This is a genomic window from Chryseobacterium piscicola (assembly GCF_900156685.1).
Taxonomy (GTDB): Bacteria; Bacteroidota; Bacteroidia; order Flavobacteriales; family Weeksellaceae; genus Chryseobacterium; species Chryseobacterium piscicola.
Genome location: NZ_FTOJ01000007.1, coordinates 115,828 through 138,825, shown reverse-complemented (window position 1 = coordinate 138,825; position 22,998 = coordinate 115,828). Strand labels below are relative to the sequence as shown.

24 protein-coding genes are annotated in these 22,998 nt (G+C 33.1%); 7 read left to right on the top strand and 17 right to left on the bottom strand.

Features of this window, described 5'->3' with window-relative positions:
* The first annotated feature begins 57 nt into the window (after positions 1-57).
* On the top strand, positions 58-1,134 hold the full coding sequence (locus BW939_RS11585) for a glycosyltransferase family 4 protein (protein ID WP_076452177.1): 1,077 nt from the start codon (positions 58-60) through the stop codon (positions 1,132-1,134).
* On the opposite strand, the gene BW939_RS11580 is transcribed toward BW939_RS11585, so the two are convergent.
* The 10 genes from BW939_RS11580 to pdxA all read right to left on the bottom strand — a co-directional run bounded on the left by BW939_RS11580 (position 1,131) and on the right by pdxA (position 9,863).
* Positions 1,131-1,874: a polysaccharide deacetylase family protein gene (locus tag BW939_RS11580; protein ID WP_084566649.1), complete on the bottom strand. Its 744-nt coding sequence runs from the start codon at positions 1,872-1,874 to the stop codon at positions 1,131-1,133. The two genes, BW939_RS11585 and BW939_RS11580, sit on opposite strands and share 4 nt — an antisense overlap.
* The gene (locus BW939_RS11575; RefSeq protein WP_076452175.1) at positions 1,874-2,632 is read right to left on the bottom strand and encodes a glycosyltransferase family 2 protein; all 759 of its coding nucleotides are present in this window, start codon (positions 2,630-2,632) and stop codon (positions 1,874-1,876) included. Before BW939_RS11575 ends, BW939_RS11580 begins: the two co-directional genes overlap by 1 nt.
* A gap of 102 nt (positions 2,633-2,734) precedes the next feature.
* Positions 2,735-3,979, bottom strand: a complete 1,245-nt coding sequence (gene rocD / locus BW939_RS11570) for an ornithine--oxo-acid transaminase (protein ID WP_076452174.1) — start codon at positions 3,977-3,979, stop codon at positions 2,735-2,737.
* Between the two features lie 399 nt (positions 3,980-4,378).
* On the bottom strand, positions 4,379-4,903 hold the full coding sequence (locus tag BW939_RS11565) for a hypothetical protein (RefSeq protein WP_076452173.1): 525 nt from the start codon (positions 4,901-4,903) through the stop codon (positions 4,379-4,381).
* A 153-nt stretch (positions 4,904-5,056) separates the two neighbouring features.
* On the bottom strand, positions 5,057-5,626 hold the full coding sequence (locus BW939_RS11560) for an REP-associated tyrosine transposase (protein ID WP_076452172.1): 570 nt from the start codon (positions 5,624-5,626) through the stop codon (positions 5,057-5,059).
* A 216-nt stretch (positions 5,627-5,842) separates the two neighbouring features.
* Positions 5,843-7,198 carry an acetyl-CoA carboxylase biotin carboxylase subunit gene (gene accC / locus BW939_RS11555; RefSeq protein ID WP_076452171.1) on the bottom strand — a complete coding sequence of 452 codons (1,356 nt, stop codon included), beginning with the start codon at positions 7,196-7,198 and terminating at the stop codon, positions 5,843-5,845.
* A 94-nt stretch (positions 7,199-7,292) separates the two neighbouring features.
* Positions 7,293-7,775 (bottom strand): acetyl-CoA carboxylase biotin carboxyl carrier protein, encoded by a 483-nt coding sequence (gene accB / locus BW939_RS11550; protein ID WP_076452170.1) that lies wholly within the window; start codon positions 7,773-7,775, stop codon positions 7,293-7,295.
* Between the two features lie 126 nt (positions 7,776-7,901).
* Positions 7,902-8,105, bottom strand: coding sequence for a 50S ribosomal protein L32 (rpmF, locus tag BW939_RS11545; RefSeq protein WP_039365059.1), 204 nt, complete (start codon positions 8,103-8,105; stop codon positions 7,902-7,904).
* A 59-nt stretch (positions 8,106-8,164) separates the two neighbouring features.
* The gene (locus BW939_RS11540; RefSeq protein ID WP_076452169.1) at positions 8,165-8,689 is read right to left on the bottom strand and encodes a YceD family protein; all 525 of its coding nucleotides are present in this window, start codon (positions 8,687-8,689) and stop codon (positions 8,165-8,167) included.
* A gap of 82 nt (positions 8,690-8,771) precedes the next feature.
* A complete protein-coding gene (gene pdxA, locus BW939_RS11535; protein ID WP_076452168.1) occupies positions 8,772-9,863 on the bottom strand; it encodes a 4-hydroxythreonine-4-phosphate dehydrogenase PdxA in 1,092 nt (363 codons plus the stop codon).
* A gap of 49 nt (positions 9,864-9,912) precedes the next feature.
* On the opposite strand from pdxA, the gene BW939_RS11530 reads away from it, so the two are divergent.
* The 3 genes from BW939_RS11530 (at position 9,913) to BW939_RS11520 (ending at position 12,648) form a co-directional block, all read left to right on the top strand.
* Positions 9,913-10,509, top strand: coding sequence for a riboflavin synthase (locus BW939_RS11530; protein ID WP_076452167.1), 597 nt, complete (start codon positions 9,913-9,915; stop codon positions 10,507-10,509).
* A 133-nt stretch (positions 10,510-10,642) separates the two neighbouring features.
* Positions 10,643-11,950 (top strand): sensor histidine kinase, encoded by a 1,308-nt coding sequence (locus BW939_RS11525; protein WP_228417206.1) that lies wholly within the window; start codon positions 10,643-10,645, stop codon positions 11,948-11,950.
* Positions 11,950-12,648: a tRNA1(Val) (adenine(37)-N6)-methyltransferase gene (locus BW939_RS11520; protein WP_076452165.1), complete on the top strand. Its 699-nt coding sequence runs from the start codon at positions 11,950-11,952 to the stop codon at positions 12,646-12,648. Before BW939_RS11525 ends, BW939_RS11520 begins: the two co-directional genes overlap by 1 nt.
* Before the next feature lie 3 nt (positions 12,649-12,651).
* Here the strand turns inward: BW939_RS11520 and BW939_RS11515 are convergent, their stop codons facing one another.
* Together BW939_RS11515 and rpmH are read right to left on the bottom strand one after the other, a co-directional pair.
* Positions 12,652-13,362, bottom strand: coding sequence for a cell division ATP-binding protein FtsE (locus tag BW939_RS11515; protein ID WP_076452164.1), 711 nt, complete (start codon positions 13,360-13,362; stop codon positions 12,652-12,654).
* Between the two features lie 128 nt (positions 13,363-13,490).
* The gene (rpmH, locus tag BW939_RS11510; protein WP_034701860.1) at positions 13,491-13,649 is read right to left on the bottom strand and encodes a 50S ribosomal protein L34; all 159 of its coding nucleotides are present in this window, start codon (positions 13,647-13,649) and stop codon (positions 13,491-13,493) included.
* Between the two features lie 217 nt (positions 13,650-13,866).
* On the opposite strand from rpmH, the gene BW939_RS11505 reads away from it, so the two are divergent.
* The gene (locus BW939_RS11505) at positions 13,867-14,868 is read left to right on the top strand and encodes a DHH family phosphoesterase (protein WP_076452163.1); all 1,002 of its coding nucleotides are present in this window, start codon (positions 13,867-13,869) and stop codon (positions 14,866-14,868) included.
* 168 nt (positions 14,869-15,036) lie between these two features.
* Here BW939_RS11505 and BW939_RS11500 read toward each other — a convergent pair whose 3' ends face one another.
* The 5 genes from BW939_RS11500 to tilS form a co-directional block, all read right to left on the bottom strand.
* Positions 15,037-15,819 carry a patatin-like phospholipase family protein gene (locus tag BW939_RS11500; protein WP_228417204.1) on the bottom strand — a complete coding sequence of 261 codons (783 nt, stop codon included), beginning with the start codon at positions 15,817-15,819 and terminating at the stop codon, positions 15,037-15,039.
* Positions 15,820-15,862: 43 nt separating this feature from the next.
* Positions 15,863-16,606, bottom strand: coding sequence for a hypothetical protein (locus tag BW939_RS11495; protein ID WP_123891572.1), 744 nt, complete (start codon positions 16,604-16,606; stop codon positions 15,863-15,865).
* 89 nt (positions 16,607-16,695) lie between these two features.
* Positions 16,696-17,478: an alpha/beta fold hydrolase gene (locus tag BW939_RS11490; RefSeq protein WP_076452160.1), complete on the bottom strand. Its 783-nt coding sequence runs from the start codon at positions 17,476-17,478 to the stop codon at positions 16,696-16,698.
* Between the two features lie 156 nt (positions 17,479-17,634).
* Positions 17,635-19,698: a protein-disulfide reductase DsbD family protein gene (locus BW939_RS11485; RefSeq protein WP_076452159.1), complete on the bottom strand. Its 2,064-nt coding sequence runs from the start codon at positions 19,696-19,698 to the stop codon at positions 17,635-17,637.
* Between the two features lie 58 nt (positions 19,699-19,756).
* The gene (gene tilS, locus BW939_RS11480; RefSeq protein WP_076452227.1) at positions 19,757-21,106 is read right to left on the bottom strand and encodes a tRNA lysidine(34) synthetase TilS; all 1,350 of its coding nucleotides are present in this window, start codon (positions 21,104-21,106) and stop codon (positions 19,757-19,759) included.
* 89 nt (positions 21,107-21,195) lie between these two features.
* Between tilS and BW939_RS11475 the strand changes: the two genes are divergently transcribed.
* Together BW939_RS11475 and BW939_RS11470 are read left to right on the top strand one after the other, a co-directional pair.
* Positions 21,196-22,029 (top strand): OmpA family protein, encoded by an 834-nt coding sequence (locus tag BW939_RS11475; RefSeq protein WP_076452158.1) that lies wholly within the window; start codon positions 21,196-21,198, stop codon positions 22,027-22,029.
* Positions 22,030-22,341: 312 nt separating this feature from the next.
* Positions 22,342-22,989 carry an O-methyltransferase gene (locus BW939_RS11470; RefSeq protein ID WP_076452226.1) on the top strand — a complete coding sequence of 216 codons (648 nt, stop codon included), beginning with the start codon at positions 22,342-22,344 and terminating at the stop codon, positions 22,987-22,989.
* The last annotated feature ends 9 nt before the right edge of the window (positions 22,990-22,998 follow it).

Sequence of the window (22,998 nt, the reverse complement as noted above, 5' to 3'; positions counted from 1 at the left end):
AAAAGTAAAGATTTTAAAGTTTAAATTTCTACTTTTGGGGTAAAGCTCCCTTTTTTAATGAAAAAGAACATCCTTATCGATGTCGAAAGACTAAAATATCCCAAATCTGGAATTGCAAATGTATGTATATCTCTAATTAAAGGTTTAGGAAATAGTTTGAATGAATTTCAGTACACTTTATATGGTCCGAAAAAAAAATTACCTTTCTTGAACGGAAACTTTAATATTGTTGCATGGAAGTTTTGGCAGAAAAAAATTAAAATTCATACTTCAAAGTATGCTTTGATTCATGTAACGCATCAGCTCTCAGATTATTTTCATGCTAAAAATAAAGTTCAGAAAAAGGTTGTCACCCTGCACGATTTGAACTTTCTTCATGATGGGAGTTCGGCAAAAAAAATGATGAAATCTAAGAAATTAGTTCAAAAAAACATAGGTAATGCAGATGCTATTGTTTGCATTTCAGAATTTGTGAAAGATAATTTTATTAAAAATAAACATTTATTTACGCTGAAAAAAGATGTAGAGATAGAGGTGATTTACAATGGTTTAATATTCCCTGAAAAAGAAAATCTGAGTTTCGAAAAAAGATATGATTTTTTGGATAAAAATTTCATACTTACCATTGGGGTTCTATTTCCGAAAAAAAACCAGCACGTTTTGCTTGAAATGCTTTTGCATAACGACAGAGATTTGGTCTTGATTACCTCGGCGGCAAAGTCTGAGTATAAAGAAAAATTTTTAGAAAAAATTAAAACTCTTAGATTAGAAAAAAGAGTACATATTCTAGAAAATGTAAGTAATGACGAGAAAAATTTTCTTTTAAAAAATTGCGAATCTTATTGTCATCCTTCATTAGCAGAAGGTTTCGGGATTCCTCCAGTGGAGGCAATGTATTTTGGGAAGCCGGTTTTTCTTAGCCGTTTTACAAGTCTGCCAGAAATTGGTGGTTCTCTCGCTTTTTATTTTGATGATTTTGATCCCGAAAAAATGAATGCTATTTATTTAAAAGGAATTCATCAGTACAAAAATGATCCAGAATTGCCCCAAAAGCTTCATCAGCATGCATTGAAATTCAGTTATAAAAAAATGTCAGCATCTTATGAATATCTCTATAAGAAACTTTTATCCTAAAGTTTTATTTTGCCATAACGGAGTTTCATCTTAAAAGTTGTAAAACTATCACTTCCTTTCATGTTTATTCTTTTTACTTCGAATTTGTTTTTCCAAGGGAACGAAGTGAGGTTGTTGCCAATTCGTAAGGCTGCAGAGATGTTGAGCTTTTCTAGAAGTGCAAAAAATCTTTTTTTCTGCAATCCTTTTTTAGGGAATTTACCATAAGGATAAACCAAAATGTTTGAATACTCTATTTGATGATATTCTAGTGACTTCATGTTTTCTTTGATGTCATTTTCCGCATCCTCAATACTCATTTCTGAATAGTTTTTGTGGCTGTGGCTATGTAAACAAATTTCTACATATTTCGAAGGTAAAGATTTTATCTCTTCAAAACTCATATAAAGACCCGGCTTGTTTTCAAGATCTTTTTCTATGAGCTCTGTCGGCACACAGATCGCCGCTTTAAGTTGATATTTTATAAGTAGAGGGATGAGATATATGAAATTATTGTAGTAACCATCATCAAACGTGATGATTATCTTGTTTTTAACGTCTTTCTTTTCTTCAAGTTCTCCAAAGAAAACGGTTTCAAAATTTTCTTTAATATAAATCAGTTGCTTTTCAAGCTTTTCTACCGAAATAGTAAGATCATTATCTATCTTATCTTTTTCGGTCATTACCTGATGATACATTAAAATCCTAAGATCAGTAGGGTGTGAGATTCCCAAACTCCCTTTTATGAAATTTAGCAACATTATTTTTTTACGTTATGTAATTCGTATAATTTTTGATATTTCAGAAAAGTATAAAAACCGGCAGTTTTTGCAGCGTAATAGCCTACCAATCCATCAAGAAAACCTAAACGAATAAAATAGGATTTGATAAACTGGTAAATAGGACTGAAAATAATTTTTAAAACACTGTATTTTTTGCCTCTATTGTACATTTTCTCTGCCATCATCGTAGTGTATTTATTAGACTTTTCTATATGATGATGTATGTCTTTATAAGTGTAATGATTTATATTGCCTTCTAAAAGCCCAATTTTTTCCGTGGTTAAAAAATATTCGTGAACGATGTCTTCCGAATACCTTCCAGCATCTTTACGAAATAATCTTTCTCTTTTTATGTTTCCCCATCCGCCATATTTCAAGGATTTCCCCAGAAAAATATTATTAAATGCAATGTTAAAAACCGATAAATTTAATTTTTCCTGACTTATAATTTTCACAATTGAGCTTTTTGCAATCTCATCCGGAATTTCATCTGCATCTAAAAATAAAATCCACTCGCCGGAGCATTGATCTATTGCGAAATTTTTTTGTTTACCAAAACCTTCAAAAGTATGCTGTATCAATTTTACTTTTGAAAAATTCTTACAGATTTCAACTGTTTTGTCTGTAGAAAAACTATCTACAATCACAATTTCATCAGCGATATGATAAATAGAACTGAGCGTTTTTTCGATAATTCTGTCTTCGTTGAAAGTAATAATTGCAACTGAAAGTTTCATTTTTAACCCACTAATTTTAGCAAAAATACAGTTTATTTTAAAACTAAATATAAAACAAAAAATAACACTCGAGTAGAGTGTTATTTATGTTCATTTTATCAATTAAAATTCTAAAATTGTCTTCTCAATAATCCTCACACAATCCAGCAATTGCTCTTCTGTAATAACCAACGGTGGCGCCAATCTGATGATGTTTCCGTGAGTTGGTTTTGCTAAAAGACCATTTTCTTTTAGTTTTAAACAAAGATTCCAAGCGGTTGAGCTTTCTGGGGTGTCGTTTATTAAAATGGCATTTAGTAAACCTTTTCCTCTTACTTTGGTAATCAAATCAGATTTTTGAATCACTTTTTCAATTTCAGATCTGAATAATTTCCCTAGCTCTTCAGCTCTTTCAGATAAATTTTCGTCTGCCACAACATCTAAAGCTGCAATGGCAACAGCGCAGGCAATAGGGTTTCCTCCAAAAGTAGAACCGTGTTGACCAGGTTTGATGACATTCATAATTTCGTCATTCGCTAAAACTGCAGAAACAGGATACATTCCTCCTGAAAGTGCTTTTCCTAAGATCAAAATATCGGGTTGTACATCTTCATGGTGGCAAGCAATTAACCTTCCCGTTCTAGCAATTCCGGTTTGAACTTCATCAGCAATGAAAAGAACGTTGTATTTTTTACATAATTCTGAAGCGTTTTTAAGGAAATTATCATCCGGAACGTAAACTCCCGCTTCTCCCTGAATAGGCTCTACTAAAAATGCTGCAATATTTTGCGCATCATTTTTTAAAACTTCTTCTAAGGCCGCAAGGTCATTGTAAGGAATTTTCACAAATCCTGGAGTGAAAGGCCCGTAGTTTTTATTGGCATCAGGATCATTTGAGAAAGAAACAATTGTAGTGGTTCTTCCGTGAAAGTTATTTTCGCAAACCACAATTTTTGCTTCATTTTCTGAAATACCTTTTACTTCATAGCTCCATTTTCTTGCTAATTTCACCGCCGTTTCTACAGCTTCCGCTCCAGAATTCATCGGTAAGACTTTGTCAAAACCGAAAAGAGTAGTGATTTTTTTCTCGTATTCTCCCAAACTTGAGTTGTAGAATGCTCTTGAAGTTAGAGCCAGTTTTTTAGCCTGATTAACCAAAGCTTCTACAATTTTTGGGTGAGAATGTCCTTGATTAACAGCTGAGTAAGCCGAAAGGAAATCGTAATATTTTTTTCCTTCAACGTCCCAAACAAAAACGCCTTCACCTTTGTCTAAAACCACAGGAAGCGGATGGTAATTGTGTGCGCCATGTTTTTCTTCGAGCTCAATGAAGTATTGTGAATTTTTTGATTGTTCTGCTGTTGACATATTCTTTTTGCTTTTTTACAAATTTAAGGATTATAAATAACTTGCAACAATAATTAATTTCTGTTTAAAATGAAGATTCGGAACTGTTGTGCAGAATTAATGAAAAATGTGGAAAAAAGTTATTACAGTGAGACTCGGGTTTGGATTTTATATCTTTTTTTAGATAGTTTAAAACTTGTAATATAACGTCAAAGATCATGGAATTTGTAATTTCTGCTCATCATTGTATATTTTTATAAAGATAAAAAATAAAACAATTTTAGAAATTGATTTTTTTTAAAAAAAAGCCACACGAATGGATTCGTACGGCAGCGTAGGTAGCAGCGGAGGCGGCGGTTTTGTAGTGAAAAATGATTTTAAGATAATGATGGTTTTATAATCAATTTTAGTGAAAGATATTTAAAAAATAGGTTTTTCTAGATTTCCAAAAAAGTCTGTAGAATACGAGCAATTAAGATAAATATTACAGTTTGGCATTCGTTCTTTGAGGCTGAAGGCTTTTTCTTCCAGATTGTCTTCTATTTCTTCTGAGGAAACAAATACTTCCCTGAGATTTTTGTTATTTAGGGTTTGAAACAAATCCGTCAAAGTGATTTCTGTACCAGTAAGATTCAGGTTTTCTAAATCTTTCATTTGATTAAAATAAATTATACAGGATTTTGTGAGAAAGCGGTTTTTTCTTAGAAATAGATTTTTCAATCCTTTAAAACGGGTCATGTATTCTATAGATTGATCTGTGATTTGAGAATCTTTAAGATAAATTTCATTGATGATTTCAACCCTTAAACTCAAGAAATAAAAAAAATCATCATCATAATCTGAGTCTGCTGATTTTAAAATTTCCCAATGAATAGGGATTTTCTCTGCTTTTTCAATCCTGAAATTTAGTAACCAGAATTTTTTTTCTTCTTTGGAGAGTTTCATTTGATACTTTATTTAATTAATCAAAGAATGATGGCTATTCACAAAACAAAAAATTTCACAATTTTGAAAATTGCAAGATTTACAATCTGTTTAAAAATGCTAATCTTAATCCTCAAACCCCGCTGCCGCACGAATCCTTTGGTGTGGTCGTTCTTAGAAATCAAACATTCTAAAAACGACAACGTTGTCTAGCAAACCTTTTTCATCAGCATAATCTACAGCACTGCTGTACCTGTAGTCTTCTGCACGAAAAACCAAACCTGCTTCCACAGGATTTTGATGTACATAATTAATTTTTTGGAAAATAACTTTGTTACTCCATAGTTCAATGGGTTTATTATCATGTCTCCAAAATTGATATTGGCTCACATTCGAGGTTTTTGAACCTTCTTTAAGAAAGTAATCCAGCAGAAATTCTTTTCTGCTTTCTCTATTATTTTCTTTGATCGCTTGTACAATTGCTTTGCTTGTAAATCTTTTTAAATCGCCAATAAGAAGTTCTGGTTTCTGCCCATCTATACTTCTGAAAACCAAATGCACATGGCTTGACATAATGCACCAAGCATGAATTCCCAAACCTTTATTCTTTTGGCAGAACCTTACACTTTCCAGAAATAGGTCTTTGTATTCATTTCGAATAAATACATCTAGCCAACCTACTACCGCAAAACTTATAAAATATAAACCTTCAGGATTATGGAATTTGTAGTTTCTACTCCTCATTGTATGTTTTTATAAAGATAAAAAATAAAACAATTTTAGAAATTGATTTTTTAAAAGAAAAAGCCACACGAAGGGATTCGTGCGGGAGCGGAGGTTTTAAAACAAAAAACCACACGAAAGGATTCGTGCGGGAGCTGGGGAGCCTTCTGACGTTACACAGATTTAATAAAAAAACCGCCTCAACACTGAGGCGGTTTAGATTTATATCAAATAATCTTAGTGATTATCATATTTTCTGTCCATTACAAAATCTTCCATGAATTTTGTAGTGTAGTTTCCGGAAAGATATCTTTCGTCTTCCATCAACTGTCTGTGGAAAGGAATTGTAGTTTTCACACCTTCTACGTAGAATTCTTCCAAAGCACGCTTCATTTTTGCAATCGCTTCTTCACGGGTTTGTGCCGTAGTAATCAATTTAGCAATCATTGAATCGTAGTTTGAAGGAATGGTGTAACCAGAATACACGTGAGTGTCTACTCTAATTCCGTGTCCGCCAGGAATGTTTAATCCTGTGATTTTCCCTGGTGATGGTCTGAAATCTGCGTAAGGATCTTCCGCATTGATTCTGCATTCAATTGAGTGCAACTTCGGGAAGTGGTTGATTCCTGAAATAGGAGTTCCTGCTGCCAAAAGAATCTGCTCTCTGATTAAGTCATAATCTATAACCTGCTCAGTAATTGGGTGCTCTACCTGAATTCTCGTATTCATTTCCATAAAATAGAAATTTCTGTGCTTGTCTACAAGGAATTCAATAGTACCTACACCTTCATAACCGATAAATTCTGCCGCTTTCACTGCTGCCTCACCCATTTTCTCACGCAGTTCGTCTGTCATGAATGGGGAAGGGGTTTCTTCAGTTAATTTCTGGTTTCTTCTCTGTACAGAGCAATCTCTTTCAGAAAGGTGGCAAGCTTTACCAAATTGGTCACCAGCAACCTGAATTTCGATGTGTCTTGGCTCTTCAATTAGTTTTTCCATGTACATACCTCCGTTTCCGAATGCTGCCACAGCTTCTTGAATTGCAGATTCCCAATGTTCTTTAAGGTCTTCTGCTTTCCAAACAGCTCTCATTCCTTTTCCACCACCACCTGCGGTTGCTTTAATCATTACAGGATAGCCAGTTTCTTCAGCAGTTTTTACGGCGTGCTCGTAAGATTCAATTAAACCTTCAGAACCTGGCACACAAGGTACGTTTGCTGCTTTCATGGTTGCTTTAGCATTTGCTTTGTCTCCCATTCTCTCGATTTGCTCAGGACTTGCCCCAATAAATTTGATGCCGTTTTTCTGGCAGATTCTTGAGAAGTTAGCGTTTTCAGATAAGAAACCATATCCTGGGTGAATTGCGTCTGCATTGGTAATCTCTGCAGCAGCAATAATACTAGGGATTTTAAGGTAAGAGTCTTTACTCATTGCAGGGCCAATACAAACAGCCTCGTCAGCAAATCTTACGTGAAGACTGTCTTTGTCTGCAGTAGAATATACCGCAACAGTTTTGATTCCCATTTCTTTACAAGTACGTAGGATACGCATTGCAATTTCGCCACGATTGGCAATTAATATTTTTTTGAACATCTCTCTGAAATTTTAAATTTTAAATTTTGAATTTTAAATTATTTTAAATGAAACAATTTTCATCTAAAATTTATAATCTTTAATTTAAAATACTTTAAGACGGATCTACTAAGAATAATGGTTGGTCATATTCTACCGGAGTAGCATCGTCAACTAAAATTTTTACGATTTTACCACTTACCTCAGACTCAATTTGGTTGAATAACTTCATTGCTTCTATTACACAAACTACTTTCCCAACAGAAACTTCGTCTCCTACATTGGCAAAAACATCTTTATCTGGAGATGGTTTTCTGTAGAAAGTTCCGATCATTGGAGATTTTATCGTCACAAACTTACTGTTATTGTCAGATGCTGTTTCAGTAATTTCCGGAGTTGGAGTTACTGCAACAGGCGCGTGGCCTGGAGCATGCTGAGGAGCTTGTTGATACATTGCTGGCTGAGCAACATAGCTTACTTCATTACCTCCAAGTGGTGTTTTAATGGTAATTTCGAAATCTTTAGTCTTATATTTTACTTCTGAAACTTCAGCTTTAGATACAAACTTAATAAGATTTTGTATGTCTTTAATGTCCATAAAAATTGATATTTGATTTGGGTCAAAGATACCAAAAAAACATAAAAAACAACAAAAAACCGCTAAATTTTATCAAAATTGAGCGGTTTTTGTATTAAAACGAGTGTTTTCGGGTGAAATCGACTCTTAGTTTTCTTCAGTAGTAGCTACTTCTTTTTCTAATACTACTTTTCCTCTGTAGTATAGTTTTCCTTCATGCCAGTGAGCTCTGTGGTAAAGGTGAAGCTCTCCTGTTGCTGCATCTTTAGCCAATTGAGGAACTACAGCTTTGTAATGAGTTCTTCTCTTATCTCTTCTTGTAGACGACTGTCTTCTCTTTGGATGTGCCATTTTGTAATAACTTTTTTAATTGATGAGCGATGAGACTCGTCATCTCATCATTAAATTATTTAATTTTTATTCTTTAAATTTTTCAGTGCGTCCCATCTTGGGTCGCTATTGTGTTCTTTCTCTGTTTCTATTTCTTTTGGACTGAATTTTTCAAGTATTTCCAAATCTTCATCACTTATATTAGGTGATACCTTTTTCATGGGTATTGATAGTGATACGGTTTCATATATTAATTGTGATATATTAAAAGCGTGATCGTTTGTAGGAATTGTGATTACATCTTCTTCGCTGTCATCATATTCTTCTCCAAATTTTACCAAAATACCAATTTGGTTTTTGATATTATAAGAGAAATTTTCGTTCGTGATGTCACAAACCAATTCTACAATACCTTCTGAATTTATCTCAAATTCTAAAAAAGTTGTGTGTTTGTCTAGTAACACATTTACTTCAATCTTAGGATTCGAAAACTCTTGTTCAGTGTCAAATAATTGAAAGAACTCCTTATCTATATCAAATTTGAACTCGTGCCTGCCGGTTTTCAATCCCGAAAAGTGTACGTCGTAATTTCTTAGCTTGTCCATAAAATGAGTGTGCAAAAATATGCATTTTTTTTAATACTACAAATAAAATGCATAACAAATTAATTTTTATTCGTTTATCAATTTATATTTCGTTACCTATAGGTAAATCTTCATCAATTCCACCGTCTGATGGCATTCTTTTAGGTTTCAGGCGGTTTTCCATTAAATCTTTATAATCAGCACGACGTTGAAATATTTTTATAGCTGTAAATATTGCTTCACTAAAACTCCGCTCATCAGCTATGTTTTTTCCTGCAATATCATAAGCTACCCCATGATCCGGAGAAGTTCTAATGAAAGGTAATCCTGCAGTATAATTTACGCCTTCTTCGTATGCGATTGTTTTGAACGGTGCCAATCCCTGGTCATGATACATTGCCAAAACAGCATCATAATTTTTGTATTTTTCAGGTTGGAAGAAACTGTCTGCCGGAAAAGGACCGAAGGCTAATATTCCGTTATCATAAAGTTCTTTTATGGTAGGAGAAATGATTTCTATTTCCTCATTACCTATAACTCCACCATCGCCTGAATGTGGATTGAGACCTAAAACCGCTATTTTTGGTCTTGTAACAGCGAAATCTTCTATTAAAGTTTGGTTTAAAACTCGAATTTGGTTCTTTATTTTTTCTTTGGATATGTTTTCAGCTACCTGAGAAATAGGAATGTGATGTGTAGATACTGCTACTTTCAACCCTTCTGTTACCAAAAACATCAAACCTTTTTTGTTGAATTTTTCTTCAAAATAACCTGTGTGGCCTGCGTGTTTGAAACCCATTTTCGTCATTTCGTCTTTATTGATTGGTGCAGTTACCAAAACATCAATTTCTCCTTTCATTAAAGCTTCTGTGGCTGCTTCAAGGGAGTCAATTGCCATTTTTGTAGATTCCTCACTGGGTTTTCCCAATTCTACATTAGAATTTTCTTTCACAAGATTTACCATATTTAGTTTTCCGGCTTGAGCTTGTGATGCTTCTGTGATATAGTTGAAATTTAAATTTAATTTAAAAATGTTCTTTTGATAAGTAAAAAGCTTGCCAGAACCAAATATTACAGGGGTAAAAAAATCTGTAATTGTTTTATCTTGAAGAGATTTCATGATGATTTCTGGGCCAATGCCGTTGAAGTCACCAATTGAAATTCCTACTCTTACTTTATGGTTTTTTGGGGTCATTTTGATTATCTTTGAAGATTATAATTTTACAAATTTAGCAAAAAATAATATGTTCACAGGAATTATTGAAGCAGTAGGCGTAGTAGAGAAAATTGAAACGAATGGAAGTAATATAGATTTTACTTTATCTTGTCCATTTACCAAAGAGCTGAAAATTGATCAAAGTCTTTCTCATAATGGGTGTTGTCTCACAGTAGTGAAAACTGATGGGGATAAATATGTTGTTACAGCTATTAATGAAACTTTGGAAAAAACAAATTTAGGAAAGTGGCAAGAAGGTACTGTAGTTAATCTGGAGCGTTGTACTGTGATGAATGGGAGGCTAGATGGGCACATTGTACAAGGGCATGTAGATAAAACGGGTGAGATTATCAATATAGAAAATAAAGATGGCAGTTATTTTGTTACTGTAAGATATAATTCAGAAGGTAACTTTGTTACGGTGCCTCAAGGATCAATCACTGTAAACGGAATTAGTTTAACAGTTGCTAAAAGTGATGATCTAGAGTTTTCGGTAGCCATAATCCCATACACATGGGAATTTACCAATATGAATTCATTGAAAAAAGGGGATATGGTGAACCTTGAATTTGATATAATAGGTAAATATATAGCTAAACTTCTACAAAATAATGCCATTAAATAAGTACAAGGGTTACAGTCTCAGAAATCGATTTTTCTTTGGTTTTTTGTTTGTTTGTCTTTTAAGTGTCGCTGCATCTTCATTGGTGCCTTACTTTGTTTTACGAAATAATTCTCTCAAGCAGAGTCGAACAGATATGCAGAAAAAAACAAATTCTGTAATGGCTTATTTTGACTATGCACTCAGTTTAGAAAATGTAAATACAGAAGACCTTGAAAGAGTGTTGGGCAATAAAATTTTTGAAATTGCAGACATCAACCAGCATGACATCATCATTTATGATTTGAAAGGTAATTACCTTCTCTCAAATCGTGATGGAAGCCCTGTGAATCATAAAAAAATTCCCCTTGCTATTGTTAATAAAATACTTTCAGACAAAGCAAGGTATGATGTGCGTGGTTACGACGCAGGTAAAGATGCTGTTTTTACTTCTTCATATTTACTACTAACTAACAATAATCTTCAGCCTGTAGGGATTATGTATATCCCACTATATCACAACGAGTCTGCATATTTAGATGTTTTGCACCAGTTTCTGATTTATATGGTTATAATAGATTTAATTTTGATTGTTTTTAGTATCTGGATCAGTTGGGTAATGTCTAATAATTTGGCTAAAAATATTACGAAATTTTCTGATATGATTACGCGCATTACGTTATTTGAAAACGATATGCATCCCATTAAATATTACAAAAATGATGAGCTTAATGCACTGGCAAAAGCTTATAATAGAATGATTCTTCAGATTCAGGATCAGAAAGAGAGATTGAGATTTAAAGCCTCTGAAGAAGCTTGGCGCGAAATGGCAAAACAAGTTGCTCATGAGGTGAAGAATCCTCTAACGCCAATGAAATTAACAATTCAAAATTTTGAAAGAAAATTTGATCCTCAAGATTTGAATGTTACAGATAAGGTAAAACAACTCAGTAAAACCATTGTAGATCAAATTGATGTTATTGCTGCTGTAGCATCAGCCTTTTCTGAATTTGCGAAGCTTCCTGAAAAAAACAATGAAGTGATTAATCTGAATTCTGAGATTAATGATATACTCGGAGTTTTCAATGATGATTTAATTTACTTGCATGCTAATAAAAACGATATCATGATTAATATGGATAGAATTTATCTGTCCAGAATCATTACCAATCTTGTTACCAACGCTAAACAAGCTAAAAGTGATGAACGAGAAATGATGATTAATATTGATATAGAACAATACCAACGGCGTGTAGTTATTTCTGTTCAGGATAACGGAGTTGGGATTAACCAGGTAATGTTCGAGAAAATATTCGAACCCAATTTCACCTCCAAAAATAGCGGAATGGGGCTAGGTCTTGCGATGGTAAGAAAAATGATTGAAGATTACAAAGGAGAAATCAACGTAAAATCTGAAGTCGGAAAAGGGGCTACATTTATCATTACTTTACCTACAAATCTTTAGTGAAATCTTTTAGTTTTAAAAATTTTGATATTCATCAGTCGGAAAACGTATTTCGTGTAGGGACTGATGGTGTTTTGCTGGGTTCTTTGGCAAATGTAGATAAGGCTTCCAGAGTGTTGGAAGTTGGTACAGGAACCGGTTTGATTTCCTTAATGCTGGCTCAAAGAAACGGTTCTGCAACGTTTTTGGGTATCGATATTAATTGTGACGCGGTACATCTTACTCAAATTAATTTTATGAAATCACCTTTTCATTCAAGATTAGAAAATAGGCAGCAAGACTTCAAAACATTTCAAACCGATGAAAAATTTGATTTGATAGTATCAAATCCACCGTATTTTGAAGAATCTGATTCTGGAAAAGACAAAATCGCAAGACAAACTATTGAGCTAGATTTTAGGCAGTTAATTTTAAAAACAGCTCAACTTCTTTCTGGTAAAGGTGTTTTTTCGGTTATTATTCCGGTAGAGGCGGGTGATTATTTTATAGAAATTTGTACAGAAAACAAATTATTCCTTAACCGAAGAATCAATATAAAAGGAATAGAAAATTCTAAAATAAAGAGATTGATTCTTGAATTTTCTTTAGAAGAAAAAGATCTCCGAGAATTGGAATTTGTAATAGAAAAAAGTCCGAGACAATACTCGGACCAATATCTTGAACTCACAAAAGAGTTTCATGTTTTTAAAAATAAGTGAGTTTTACTCAAATAATTCTGCGGTATCTAGTACAGAAACCTTTCCGTCTTCACATCTGATTGCTTCTCCAGGAAAGTTTTGAATCATGTGATAATCGTGCGTAGCCATTACCACAGCGGCATGGTTGTCTTCTGCAACTTTTTTTAGTAGAGTCATAATTTCGTTAGAGGTTTCAGGATCTAAATTTCCTGTAGGCTCATCGGCTAAAATCAAATCAGGATGGTTCAAAAGAGCTCTGGCAATGGCAACACGCTGTTGTTCTCCACCCGATAGTTCATGGGGCATTTTATGTTTTTTACTCTTCATATTTACGCTGCTCAAAACTTCGTTGATGCGCTCATCCATTTTATGCTTGTCGCTCCAGCCAGTAGCTTGCAGTACAAATTTCAGATTTTTTTCAACTGTTCTATCAGATAAAAGTTGAAAATCTTGAAAAACAATCCCTAATTTTCTTCTTAGATTGGGGACTTCAGAAGACTTTAGTTTTGCAAGATCAAATCCTACGACAGAGCCGTGGCCACTCACTAATGGAATGTGACCATAAAGTGTCTTTAGTAAAGAGCTTTTTCCAGAACCTGTCTTGCCGATAAGGTAGCAGAATCTTCCTTTTTTGATGTTTAGATTTACATCAGATAAAACAGTGAAGTTTTTCTGGGCAATTTTAGCATGTTCCAGATTGATGATATTTTCTCCCGTGATATTGGTATGTGGCATGTTTCAGTTTTAAGATTATTAAAAATAATAAAAAGAAATTTTACTTTGAAGAATTTTAGTAAATTTTAACAACAAAAAATGCCTGAAAAGATAATTTTCAAGCATAGATTGTATATGATAATAAAGAATTATCTCTTAGCGCGCGCAGCACTTACAGTTAAACTCTTTCTGCCTTTTGCTCTTCTTGCAGCCAAAACTCTTCTACCGTTTGGCGTAGACATTCTTTCTCTGAAACCGTGTTTGTTTCTTTTCTTTCTTTCTGATGGCTGGAATGTTCTTTTACTCATTACTATATGTTTAAATCGTAATTATCTATTAATTTTCAGGTTGCAAAGATATGTAAAATTTTATATTTTACAAACTAAACAATGTTTTTTTTAAAATATTTTCAGATTCCTTTTTCTGACTTTTATTTCCTGCAAATTTAGGTAAAAAAAATTTCTTTCATCAGACGTTTCCGAAAAAGATATATCTTTGGAGACTCAAAAAACAAAAAATATTTCGATGTTTACACCTACAGAGCTTTTAGAAATCAAAAATCTTTTAATCCCTGAGAACAAAATTGTTATTCTTACGCATTACAATCCGGATGGCGACGCCATTGGTTCTAGTTTGGGTTTAAAGCATTATCTTGCTGCAAAAGGTATTTCTGCTGAGGTGGTAGTGCCAAATGATTTTCCTAAATTTCTTAAGTGGATGCCAGAAGCAAAGAAAAATATTGTTGCAGAATACAAAAGGAAAGTTGCCGCAGATTTGGTTTTTGAGGCTGATGTTATTTTTTGTCTAGATTTTAATTCTCCTTCAAGAATTGGAATTCTAGGTGATTGGCTTACTAAAGCGACTGCAAAGAAAATCTTAATAGATCATCATCAGCAGCCAGAGAATTTTGATTTTGTTTATTCAGATACCGTTATTCCTGCAACTTGCCAGATGATTTACCATTTTATCGAGGCGATGGGAGATGAAAATCTGGTTAATAAAGATGTGGCAGACTGTCTTTATACTGGTATAATGACTGATACTGGTGGTTTTAGATTCCGTTCTACCAGTGCTACTACCCATAGAATTGTTGCAAATTTAATAGAGAAAGGAGCAGATCCTGCATTGATAACTTCAAATACTTGGGATACAAATACAATAACACGTCTTCAACTTTTAGCCCTGATTTTAGGTAGGATAGAGGTGGTAAATGAAACTGTAGCGGTACTTTATCTTACAAGAAATGAATTGAAAGAATATGGCTTTCAGAAAGGTGATACCGAAGGGTTTGTAAATTACGGACTCAGTATTCTTGGAGTAAAGATGGCTGCGTTTTTTATGGAAGATTTGTATGAGGATTTTATCAAAATTTCTTTTAGAAGTAAAGATGCGATTGATGTTAATCAGTTTTCAAGAAAATATTTCAGCGGTGGTGGCCATATCAATGCAGCGGGAGGGAAGTCAAATGATAATCTGCAGGAGACTATAGAGGTTTTCAAAAAGAGAGTAGTAGAAGAAGAGTTTTAAAATCAACCAGTTTTTTATTTTTGTAAATTAAAATTGAGCCTAGTGAAATTGATGGTGATGCTGCTTTTGTGTGGCTTCAATTGCCATTGTTTGATTTAGGTTAATTTTTTTTGAAGAATGGTTTTTATGATGATATTCATAAATACGAATCTCAACCTCAATCTTATCCTAAATTTTTTTATACCCTTTATTTTCAAGCTCATTACAAGTATATTCGTACACCTCCTTAAACATAATATCAAGAGATTTTTTATTGAATAAACTGAATTTTGTCATTTTTGGAGGATCAAGAAAAATATTGCAGGAATTCACTTTAGCATAGACCGATTTGGCGATTGCAAGGTGCAAAATTCTGTCAAATTCTTTAAGTAAACTCATTTTCTCCAAACTGTCATAGCTTATTGAATTGACGTGGGAGGCGATTAAAAAATCACATTTATCAATAATTGGTTCAATAGGTAAATTATCTAAGACTCCACCGTCAACATATATTTTGTCACCTATTTTTACAGGAGGCAAAACAAAAGGCACACTAGATGAAGCCAGAAGTGGCAAAAAAAGGTTACCTTCAGAGAAGAAATCTACAATTCCGTGTGTAAGTTCTGTTGTAGCAACATAGATGGGAATTTTCAGGATTTTAAAATCATCTTTTGGGAAATAATCGGTGAAAAGTTTTAAAATAAAATTTGAACTAAAAATTCCGTTTTTGGAAAGTCTTAAAAAGGATCTTGAGAAAAATGTGGTCTGTTTTACAATCTCCATCATTTCATCTGGCGATTTACCGAAAGAATAAAATGCTGCAATAATAGAACCTGCACTTGTTCCGGAGATAATATCAGGTTTTAGATTGTATTCTTCGAGTGCTTTGAGAACGGCTATGTGGGCTATCCCGCGCATTCCGCCACCAGACAATGTAAGACCAATGATTGGTTTTTTATGATTTGAAGACATTACTCCCATGAATAAATTTATGCTTAACTAATATACGAGATTTTTACGGTTCGTCACATTCTGAATCGGTTTTTATGAATAGAGATTCAAATTCCTTGTTCATTTTTTCATCATGTAAAGGTCTTTCAATATCTTGGTTGGCGCAGTTACCCCATCCAAATGTTATCAAATCTATTGTAGCAAAATCTTTCCAATCTGAAGATTGAGAATTACTTTCAAAATCATTCATTATTTTCTCAGGATTGCCATTTTTCTTGCTCATTTCCTCTCGAAGCTTCCTCCATGTACTAAGTAATTCTTCGTCTGAACCATTTAAAGCTCTAGCAAAATTCTTACAGTTTTTTGTGAAAGAATTATTCAATAGTACAGCTGGGTTGGTGTAGCTTTCGATCTGAATTTTTTGCTTTTTATAATTCTGTTTTAGTTCCTTCAAATAGGCGTTTTTAATGTCTTGCCAGTAAAGAGTGTTGACTATGGTGAGATTTTCAAGAATCTTTTTGCTTTTAGAGAAATCTGCATCCAATTTTTTTAGAATTAAATCTTTTTCACTGCGCACTTTATAGAGATCTGCTAGTTTGAAAACTGAAGGTGTACTCATTGCTATACTCCCACTCTGAAACCATAGTTTGTAAGTGTCTTTAATTTCTTCGCGAGAATATTTATTTGAATCGAAATAACCTTTATTACTACAAAGTTCAGTTTCAAAATCAAATCTTTCTTTTTTGATTAATTTAGTTTCTACAGAATCTTTTTTATTAATTGTGATTGAATTTGTCTCTCTTCTCAAGTTTTTTTTGTTTGAAATAGAATTTGTTGGGATTTCTTTTTTGCAACTGCTTAGCAATAGAATTAACAAAAAAAAGAGCGGTTTCAATCTCATAAAACTAAGTTTTTCGGTAGGTGATGCAATAATTCTGTGTTGATGATTTCTGCACATATTTGAGGCTTTTCCCAATGTCCGTTGTGGCCGCAATCTAGCACATAAGATTTTACATTGGTTCTATCCGGAAGGTTCTTGAGTATTGCATCTGTTTTTACTGCGTTGTCGTGTTTCCCAGCAATTATTAGGATTTTAATATCTAGATTGTCGAGAATATGTTTTTTGTCTGTTCTTGCCACCATTCCCTTTACAGAAGCCAAGGCTCCAAGATTATTTGTAGAAAGTGCAATTTCTAAAGCTGTTTCTATTTTTCCCTCCAAAACATCTCTTTCATTTGGGTTGAAAAGATTAGGGATTCCGGCTCGTGCATAATGTGGGAAAGCTTCTTTTATGATTCTGTAACTTTTCGTACGTTGTTGTTTTTTTTCAGTATCATCTTCAAGAAAAGTTGAAAAAAAGAGTGTAAGTGTTTTTAGTTTTTCAGGATATTTCTCAGCAAAAGCCAAAGAAACATAACCTCCCATGGAATGGCCAAGCAAATGAATTGTATTTAAATTTCCATTTTCCAATACTTTATTCACTTCTTCTGCCATCATTTCCATAGTATGAACCTCTGCTAGAATGTCTGATTTCCCATGACCAGGAAGATCAATTTTTACAATAGAAAATTGATTTGAGAGAGATGTTTCCAAATCATTCCAAATGGTATTGTTTTCCATAAATCCATGGAGAAGTACCAAGGTTTCTTTTCCGTTTCCTGTTTTTTCGAAATGAAGCATAAGTGTTTATTTTTCTAGTGTTTACCATCAAAAGATGAACCGTTTTTATATTTTATTATTGTTTTTAAATTCATTTTATTCCGAAGAATAATAAAAAAACTGCAAAGTATAATTATTTGCAGTTTATTTTATTTTAAAAAAAATAGGGTGAAAATTTTATTTATTATTCTTGTAAAAACTCACACCACATTCTAGGAATTTTTTGAAGTCTTCTTTCTCCATAAATCCAGAAACCGGCGTATTAATTACCTTTCCGTCTGGTGTTAAAAGTACATAATGAGGCTGCGAATTGTTATTGAAATTAATGGTTTGAAATAAACTCCATCTGTCGCCAATTGTTTTTACCTTTTTTACCTGCCCTTCACTTATTTCAATTTTTGTTTTTTGGTCTTCTGGAAGTTCTTCTTTGTCGTCTACATAAAGAGAAGCAATAATCACGTCATTTTGTAGAATTGGTAAAATATCTGGTTCGCTCCATACAAATTCTTCCATTTTACGGCAGTTTTCGCAACCGTAGCCGGTGAAATCTATTAAAATAGGTTTGTTTTCTTTTTTGGCTAATTCAATCGCATTGAAGAAATCGTGCTCAGGATGCATTCCCAAAATCCCGTCTTTCTCGTCATGAAAATAACTAACATTCAAAGGAGGTAAAATTCCACTTAAAAGCTGAAGCTTTGGTCGCTCTGAAGGAATAAGCCCTTGAACCAAATAAATAATAAACCCAACTCCTAAAACTCCAAGAATTTTTCTTGTTAAAGAAATTTTTGGTTTTTTATCATCGTGCGGAAATCTTATCAATCCAAATAAATAGATTACCAATCCAATTGCAACAATAATCCAGATGGCGATAAATAATTCTCTTTTAATCAAAAATGTTTTAGAAACAAGATCCGCTTTTGACAAGAATTTTAAAGCTAAAGCCAATTCTATAAAACCTAAAACCACTTTCACGGTATTCATCCAACCGCCTGATTTTGGGAGGCTTTGCAAAGCTTGCGGGAACAGTGCAAGTAGTCCGAAGACAATCGCCCAAGCAAGACCAAAACCTGCCAATGCAAAAGTAAGAACCGTAGGAATATCCACCGAGCTATCGCTTAAAATACTCCCTAAAATACCTCCCAAAATAGGACCCGTACAAGAGAAAGAAACGATAACCAAGGTAAGAGCCATGAAGAAAATACCTACCATTCCGCCAACTTCTTCGGCTTTAGAAGATTTATTGGCAATAGAACTAGGTAAAGTGATGTCGTAATACCCAAAGAAACTTCCAGCGAAAAATAGGAATACTATAAAAAACAAAATATTCAACCATACATTGGTGGAGATTTCATTGAAAATATTTCCTGCGATACCATCTATTAAATGGAAAGGGATGCTTAATGATACAAAAATAAGAAAGATGAAAAACCCATAAACGAATGCATCTCTTTTTCCTTTTGCAGGATTTTTATTTCCTTTTGTAAAGAAAGAAACCGTTAACGGGATCATTGGGAAAACGCAAGGCGTAAGTAAAGCTATCAAGCCGCCAACGAAGCCTAATATTAAGATTTTCCAGTAGTTGGTTTCTAGTTTATTCCCTATTCCGCAATCTGTAAGAGGTTTTGCAATGTTGATAGAGGGAATTTTGAGTTGCTTAGGATCTAGTTTTGGCGTTGCAACAACTGTAGTTTTGGTCGCAGCAGTTTCTTCTAAAGTATCAACAATAGGCGTTAACGAATCTTTTTCAGCAGTTTTATCATCAGCAATTACTTCCGTTGCCCCTTTTGGCGTTATTTTTTGATTAAATTCTAAAGTGTTGGGTGCTAGACAAACTCTGTCGTCACATGTTTGGTACATGATTTCGGCTACAACGTCTGCTGGTTTTGTGCCGTCTTTAAGTTTGAATTTTTGCTTAAAACCTGCGGCATCAGAATAGTAGACAATTGTTCCACCAAAAGCTTCAGAAAACTCTGTGTGTTTTTTTCCGGTTTCTACAAATTTGCCAATCAGCTCAATGTTTTTCCCGGTAACTTTATACTCAGTAGGGATTCCCGTATCTTCCGGGATGTCTCTTGAGTAAATGTGCCATCCGCTTTCAATGGTTCCGTTCAATACAGCTTCATACTGATTGTTCCCAAGGTCGTTAATGGAAAATTTGAATTTTACAGGGTTTTTGATCTGCGCGTTGATTGCTGTAGATAAAAATAACAGCGTTAATAAAAACCAACTTCTGAATTTCATTTTACTTAAATTTTTACTTCAAGAATTTTTATTTAAAAATTAAAATTTAATTAACTTTCTAAAAATTATTTTCTTGATTGTTTACTTTATTATAGATTGTGAGTACCTTTTCAGTACTCTTGTTTGCAGCAAAACGCCTGTCTTGACGAAGAGGAAAAATTCCCAAAACCGAATTATTGGCATCGCAAATGATCCAGATTTTTTGCCTCGCTAAAATAGACAATTTTTCGTCCCTAAAAAACTTAGAAACCTTCTTTTTCCCCGAAAATCCTGATGGGAAAAATTCGTCACCATCTTCCTGCTTTCTTAGTTTAATTGGAAATTTCAATTTTTCAACATCAAAATTCCAAATGAGATCCGTTTCGAAATTTCGAAAGTTATCAATTATATCTTCGAGATTGATAGTGAATTGGTTTTTAGAAAAATCAAAATTTTCAATAATTATTATTTCTTTCGACTTAATATTTTCATTATCAGATTTTTTACGAATAATTAAGTCGTTTCTATTAATGATAATTTGATGGTTTTCAGAAAAAAAAGATTTTCCATTTTCCGCTGAAAATATTTTTGTGATTTCCTCAGGTTTATTAAAACCATATTTTTTTAAAATCTCAAATTTCACAAAATCAGATTCTGTAGCCAATTTTTCTTTTGACAAAATAATGTGGTAGGAATTTGAGGTTGAAATTTGATTTTCAATTTCCGCTATTTTTTCCTCAACAAAATTTTTGGCTTGGCTTAAGTAATCAATACTTTTTTTAAAATTCTGAAGAAATTGATAATTGGTTTCCAGTAATTTTGGAGTGATTTCGTTCCGGATTCTATTTCTCAGATAATCATTTTTTTTATTAGATAAATCTTCCCGAAATACAATGTCGTTGTCTTTAGCAAAATTATAAATTTCTTGTTTGGTGAAATCTAAAAGGGGGCGTAGAATTTTATTTTCTGTAAACGGAATCCCGCTCAAGCCTTTTATTCCAGACGCTTTTGAAAGATTAATAATAAAGGTTTCAAGTTGATCGTTCAAGTGATGAGCCGTTACCAGAAAATCAATTTTTTTTTCGTGCTGAATTTTTCTAAAGAAATTATATCTTAAATTTCTTGCCCAAAGTTGTACAGAATTTTCAGGCTTTTTATCTTTTTCTGAAACTTCATATAAGTGAAATTTAATATTGAAATTTTCGCAAAAATCTTCCACAATTTTCTGATCCAATTCCGAATCTTCTCCACGAAGTTTGTAATTGACATGGGCAACCTGAAATTCAATCCCAAGATCCTGTAATTTAGTAAATATAAATGCCAATACCATAGAATCTACTCCGCCACTTACTGCTAAAAGATATTTCTGGCCTTTAGAGTTAGTATTTAATTTTTGAAGCTTAGATTGTACCGATTTTAGGCTCAGCATTTGCATGTAGTTTTTACCAAACAAAGATAGCGTTTACTATTTAATTGTTTTTTTTTACCTTTGACGTTATCTTAAAAAAAAGATTGTTTATGAAAATTTTAAAAATCTTAGCAGTTTCTACCGTAGTTTTGGGGATGACATCATGTGTCAGCAAAAAGCAGTACGAAGCTTTAAGCTCAAATTACAAGCAATGTATAGAAAACATTGGTGAAAGACAAAGAGAAATTCAAGACTTGAAATCTCAAAATGCAAGTTTATCTAGCGAAAATAATTTATTGAAAAGCCAGCACGATGCTCTGAAATCGTCTCTGGATGCATGTCTTTCAAACTCAGGAAAAAGCTCAGCTAATATTGATAAATTGGTGGGGGAAATCAACTCTTCCAACTCATACATCAAACAGCTCATCGCTTCAAATTCTAAAAATGATAGTTTAAATTTAGCTTTATCAAACAAATTGAAGAGATCTTTGGATAATGTGACAGATCAGGATGTTCAGATAAAAGTATTAAAAGGTGTTGTAATGATATCATTATCAGACAAAATGCTGTATAAAACTGGTGATTACAACATATTGCCTGCAGCACAAGATGTTTTAGGTAAGGTAGCTAAAGTAATTAATGATTACGATAAATATTCTGTATTGATTGAAGGTAATACAGATAATGTATCATTAAATTCTGCAAGTTTGCCGAGAGACAATTGGGATCTTTCTGCTTTAAGAGGAGCTTCGGTTGCAAAAATTTTACAAACCCAATTTGGTGTAGACCCTTCAAGAATTACAGCAGGTGGTAGATCAGAATACAATCCTAAAGCAACCAATATGAGTGTTTCTGGTAGATCTGAAAACAGAAGAACAGAAATTATCATCATGCCAAAACTGGATGAATTTATGAAGCTTATGGATATTGCTCCTAAGAAATAATTTCCCTTTTATATAAAAACAAAAAGATCTCGATTTTCATCGGGATCTTTTCGATTTAGTTAAACAACATTTTCTCGTTCTATCAATTTGAAAACGTATTTTAAAATTGAATGAAGGTTCTCTTGCAAGCTAATTTTATTTTTTTTCATCACCTTAAATACAGTATTTTTACCTATATCGTCGATGTTTCAAAGGTAAAAGAGTTTTTAGAAATGTGCAATCCGTATTTTTACGGTATTTTTATAACTAAATTTTTTGTATGAGATTTATAAAGAGTTTTTTAGATTTAATACATTTGAAAAAAAAAATAAGATGAGTTATTTTGAAGAGGTAGATATTACGATGGATAGATATTTGGAAGATCATGCATCTCTAGAGCCTGAATTAATGAAAAAATTGAGAAGAGAAACTTATCAAAAAACTACCCAACCGCACATGATTTCCGGTTATCAGCAGGGAAGGCTTTTAAGTATCATCTCAAAAATGATAAGTCCGAAAAAGATTTTAGAAATAGGAACTTTTACGGGGTATGCAACTTTGTGTCTTGCAGAAGGACTCTCCTCTGATGGGAAAATTACAACTTTAGATATCAACGAAGACTTGGCTTATCTTCCCAAAAAATATTTCAATGAAAGTGAATTTGCTTCCCAAATTGATTTTAAAATTCTAGACGCTAAAGAATTTTTAAAAGATACAGAGGAGGTTTTTGATCTCATATTCATAGATGCTGATAAAGAAAATTATGTGGAATATTTCCAGTTGATTAAACCTAAGACAAAATCTGGCTCTGTAGTTTTATTTGATAATGTTTTGTGGTACGGGAAAGTTTTAGATGAGAACCCTAAACAAAAATCTACTCAAATCATCAAAGAACTCAATGATTTGGCAGCAAGAGACGAAGATTTTGATAATCTTATTTTACCTTTGCGGGACGGAGTGAATTTTCTTCGCAGAAAATAAATTTTAAAC

Coding starts and splice junctions, on each gene's coding strand:
- rpmH (WP_034701860.1), bottom strand. CDS start 13,649: ATGAGTAAAAGAACATTCCAGCCATCAGAAAGAAAGAAAAGAAACAAA.
- BW939_RS11490 (WP_076452160.1), bottom strand. CDS start 17,478: ATGCTTCATTTCGAAAAAACAGGAAACGGAAAAGAAACCTTGGTACTT.
- BW939_RS11540 (WP_076452169.1), bottom strand. CDS start 8,689: ATGGACAAGCTAAGAAATTACGACGTACACTTTTCGGGATTGAAAACC.
- BW939_RS11470 (WP_076452226.1), top strand. CDS start 22,342: ATGAGTTATTTTGAAGAGGTAGATATTACGATGGATAGATATTTGGAA.
- tilS (WP_076452227.1), bottom strand. CDS start 21,106: ATGCTGAGCCTAAAATCGGTACAATCTAAGCTTCAAAAATTAAATACT.
- BW939_RS11525 (WP_228417206.1), top strand. CDS start 10,643: ATGCAGAAAAAAACAAATTCTGTAATGGCTTATTTTGACTATGCACTC.
- rpmF (WP_039365059.1), bottom strand. CDS start 8,105: ATGGCACATCCAAAGAGAAGACAGTCGTCTACAAGAAGAGATAAGAGA.
- accC (WP_076452171.1), bottom strand. CDS start 7,198: ATGTTCAAAAAAATATTAATTGCCAATCGTGGCGAAATTGCAATGCGT.
- BW939_RS11565 (WP_076452173.1), bottom strand. CDS start 4,903: ATGAAACTCTCCAAAGAAGAAAAAAAATTCTGGTTACTAAATTTCAGG.
- BW939_RS11500 (WP_228417204.1), bottom strand. CDS start 15,819: ATGTCTTCAAATCATAAAAAACCAATCATTGGTCTTACATTGTCTGGT.
- BW939_RS11585 (WP_076452177.1), top strand. CDS start 58: ATGAAAAAGAACATCCTTATCGATGTCGAAAGACTAAAATATCCCAAA.
- BW939_RS11560 (WP_076452172.1), bottom strand. CDS start 5,626: ATGAGGAGTAGAAACTACAAATTCCATAATCCTGAAGGTTTATATTTT.
- BW939_RS11580 (WP_084566649.1), bottom strand. CDS start 1,874: ATGTTGCTAAATTTCATAAAAGGGAGTTTGGGAATCTCACACCCTACT.
- BW939_RS11530 (WP_076452167.1), top strand. CDS start 9,913: ATGTTCACAGGAATTATTGAAGCAGTAGGCGTAGTAGAGAAAATTGAA.
- BW939_RS11475 (WP_076452158.1), top strand. CDS start 21,196: ATGAAAATTTTAAAAATCTTAGCAGTTTCTACCGTAGTTTTGGGGATG.
- BW939_RS11515 (WP_076452164.1), bottom strand. CDS start 13,362: ATGCCACATACCAATATCACGGGAGAAAATATCATCAATCTGGAACAT.
- pdxA (WP_076452168.1), bottom strand. CDS start 9,863: ATGACCCCAAAAAACCATAAAGTAAGAGTAGGAATTTCAATTGGTGAC.
- BW939_RS11505 (WP_076452163.1), top strand. CDS start 13,867: ATGTTTACACCTACAGAGCTTTTAGAAATCAAAAATCTTTTAATCCCT.
- BW939_RS11485 (WP_076452159.1), bottom strand. CDS start 19,698: ATGAAATTCAGAAGTTGGTTTTTATTAACGCTGTTATTTTTATCTACA.
- BW939_RS11575 (WP_076452175.1), bottom strand. CDS start 2,632: ATGAAACTTTCAGTTGCAATTATTACTTTCAACGAAGACAGAATTATC.
- rocD (WP_076452174.1), bottom strand. CDS start 3,979: ATGTCAACAGCAGAACAATCAAAAAATTCACAATACTTCATTGAGCTC.
- accB (WP_076452170.1), bottom strand. CDS start 7,775: ATGGACATTAAAGACATACAAAATCTTATTAAGTTTGTATCTAAAGCT.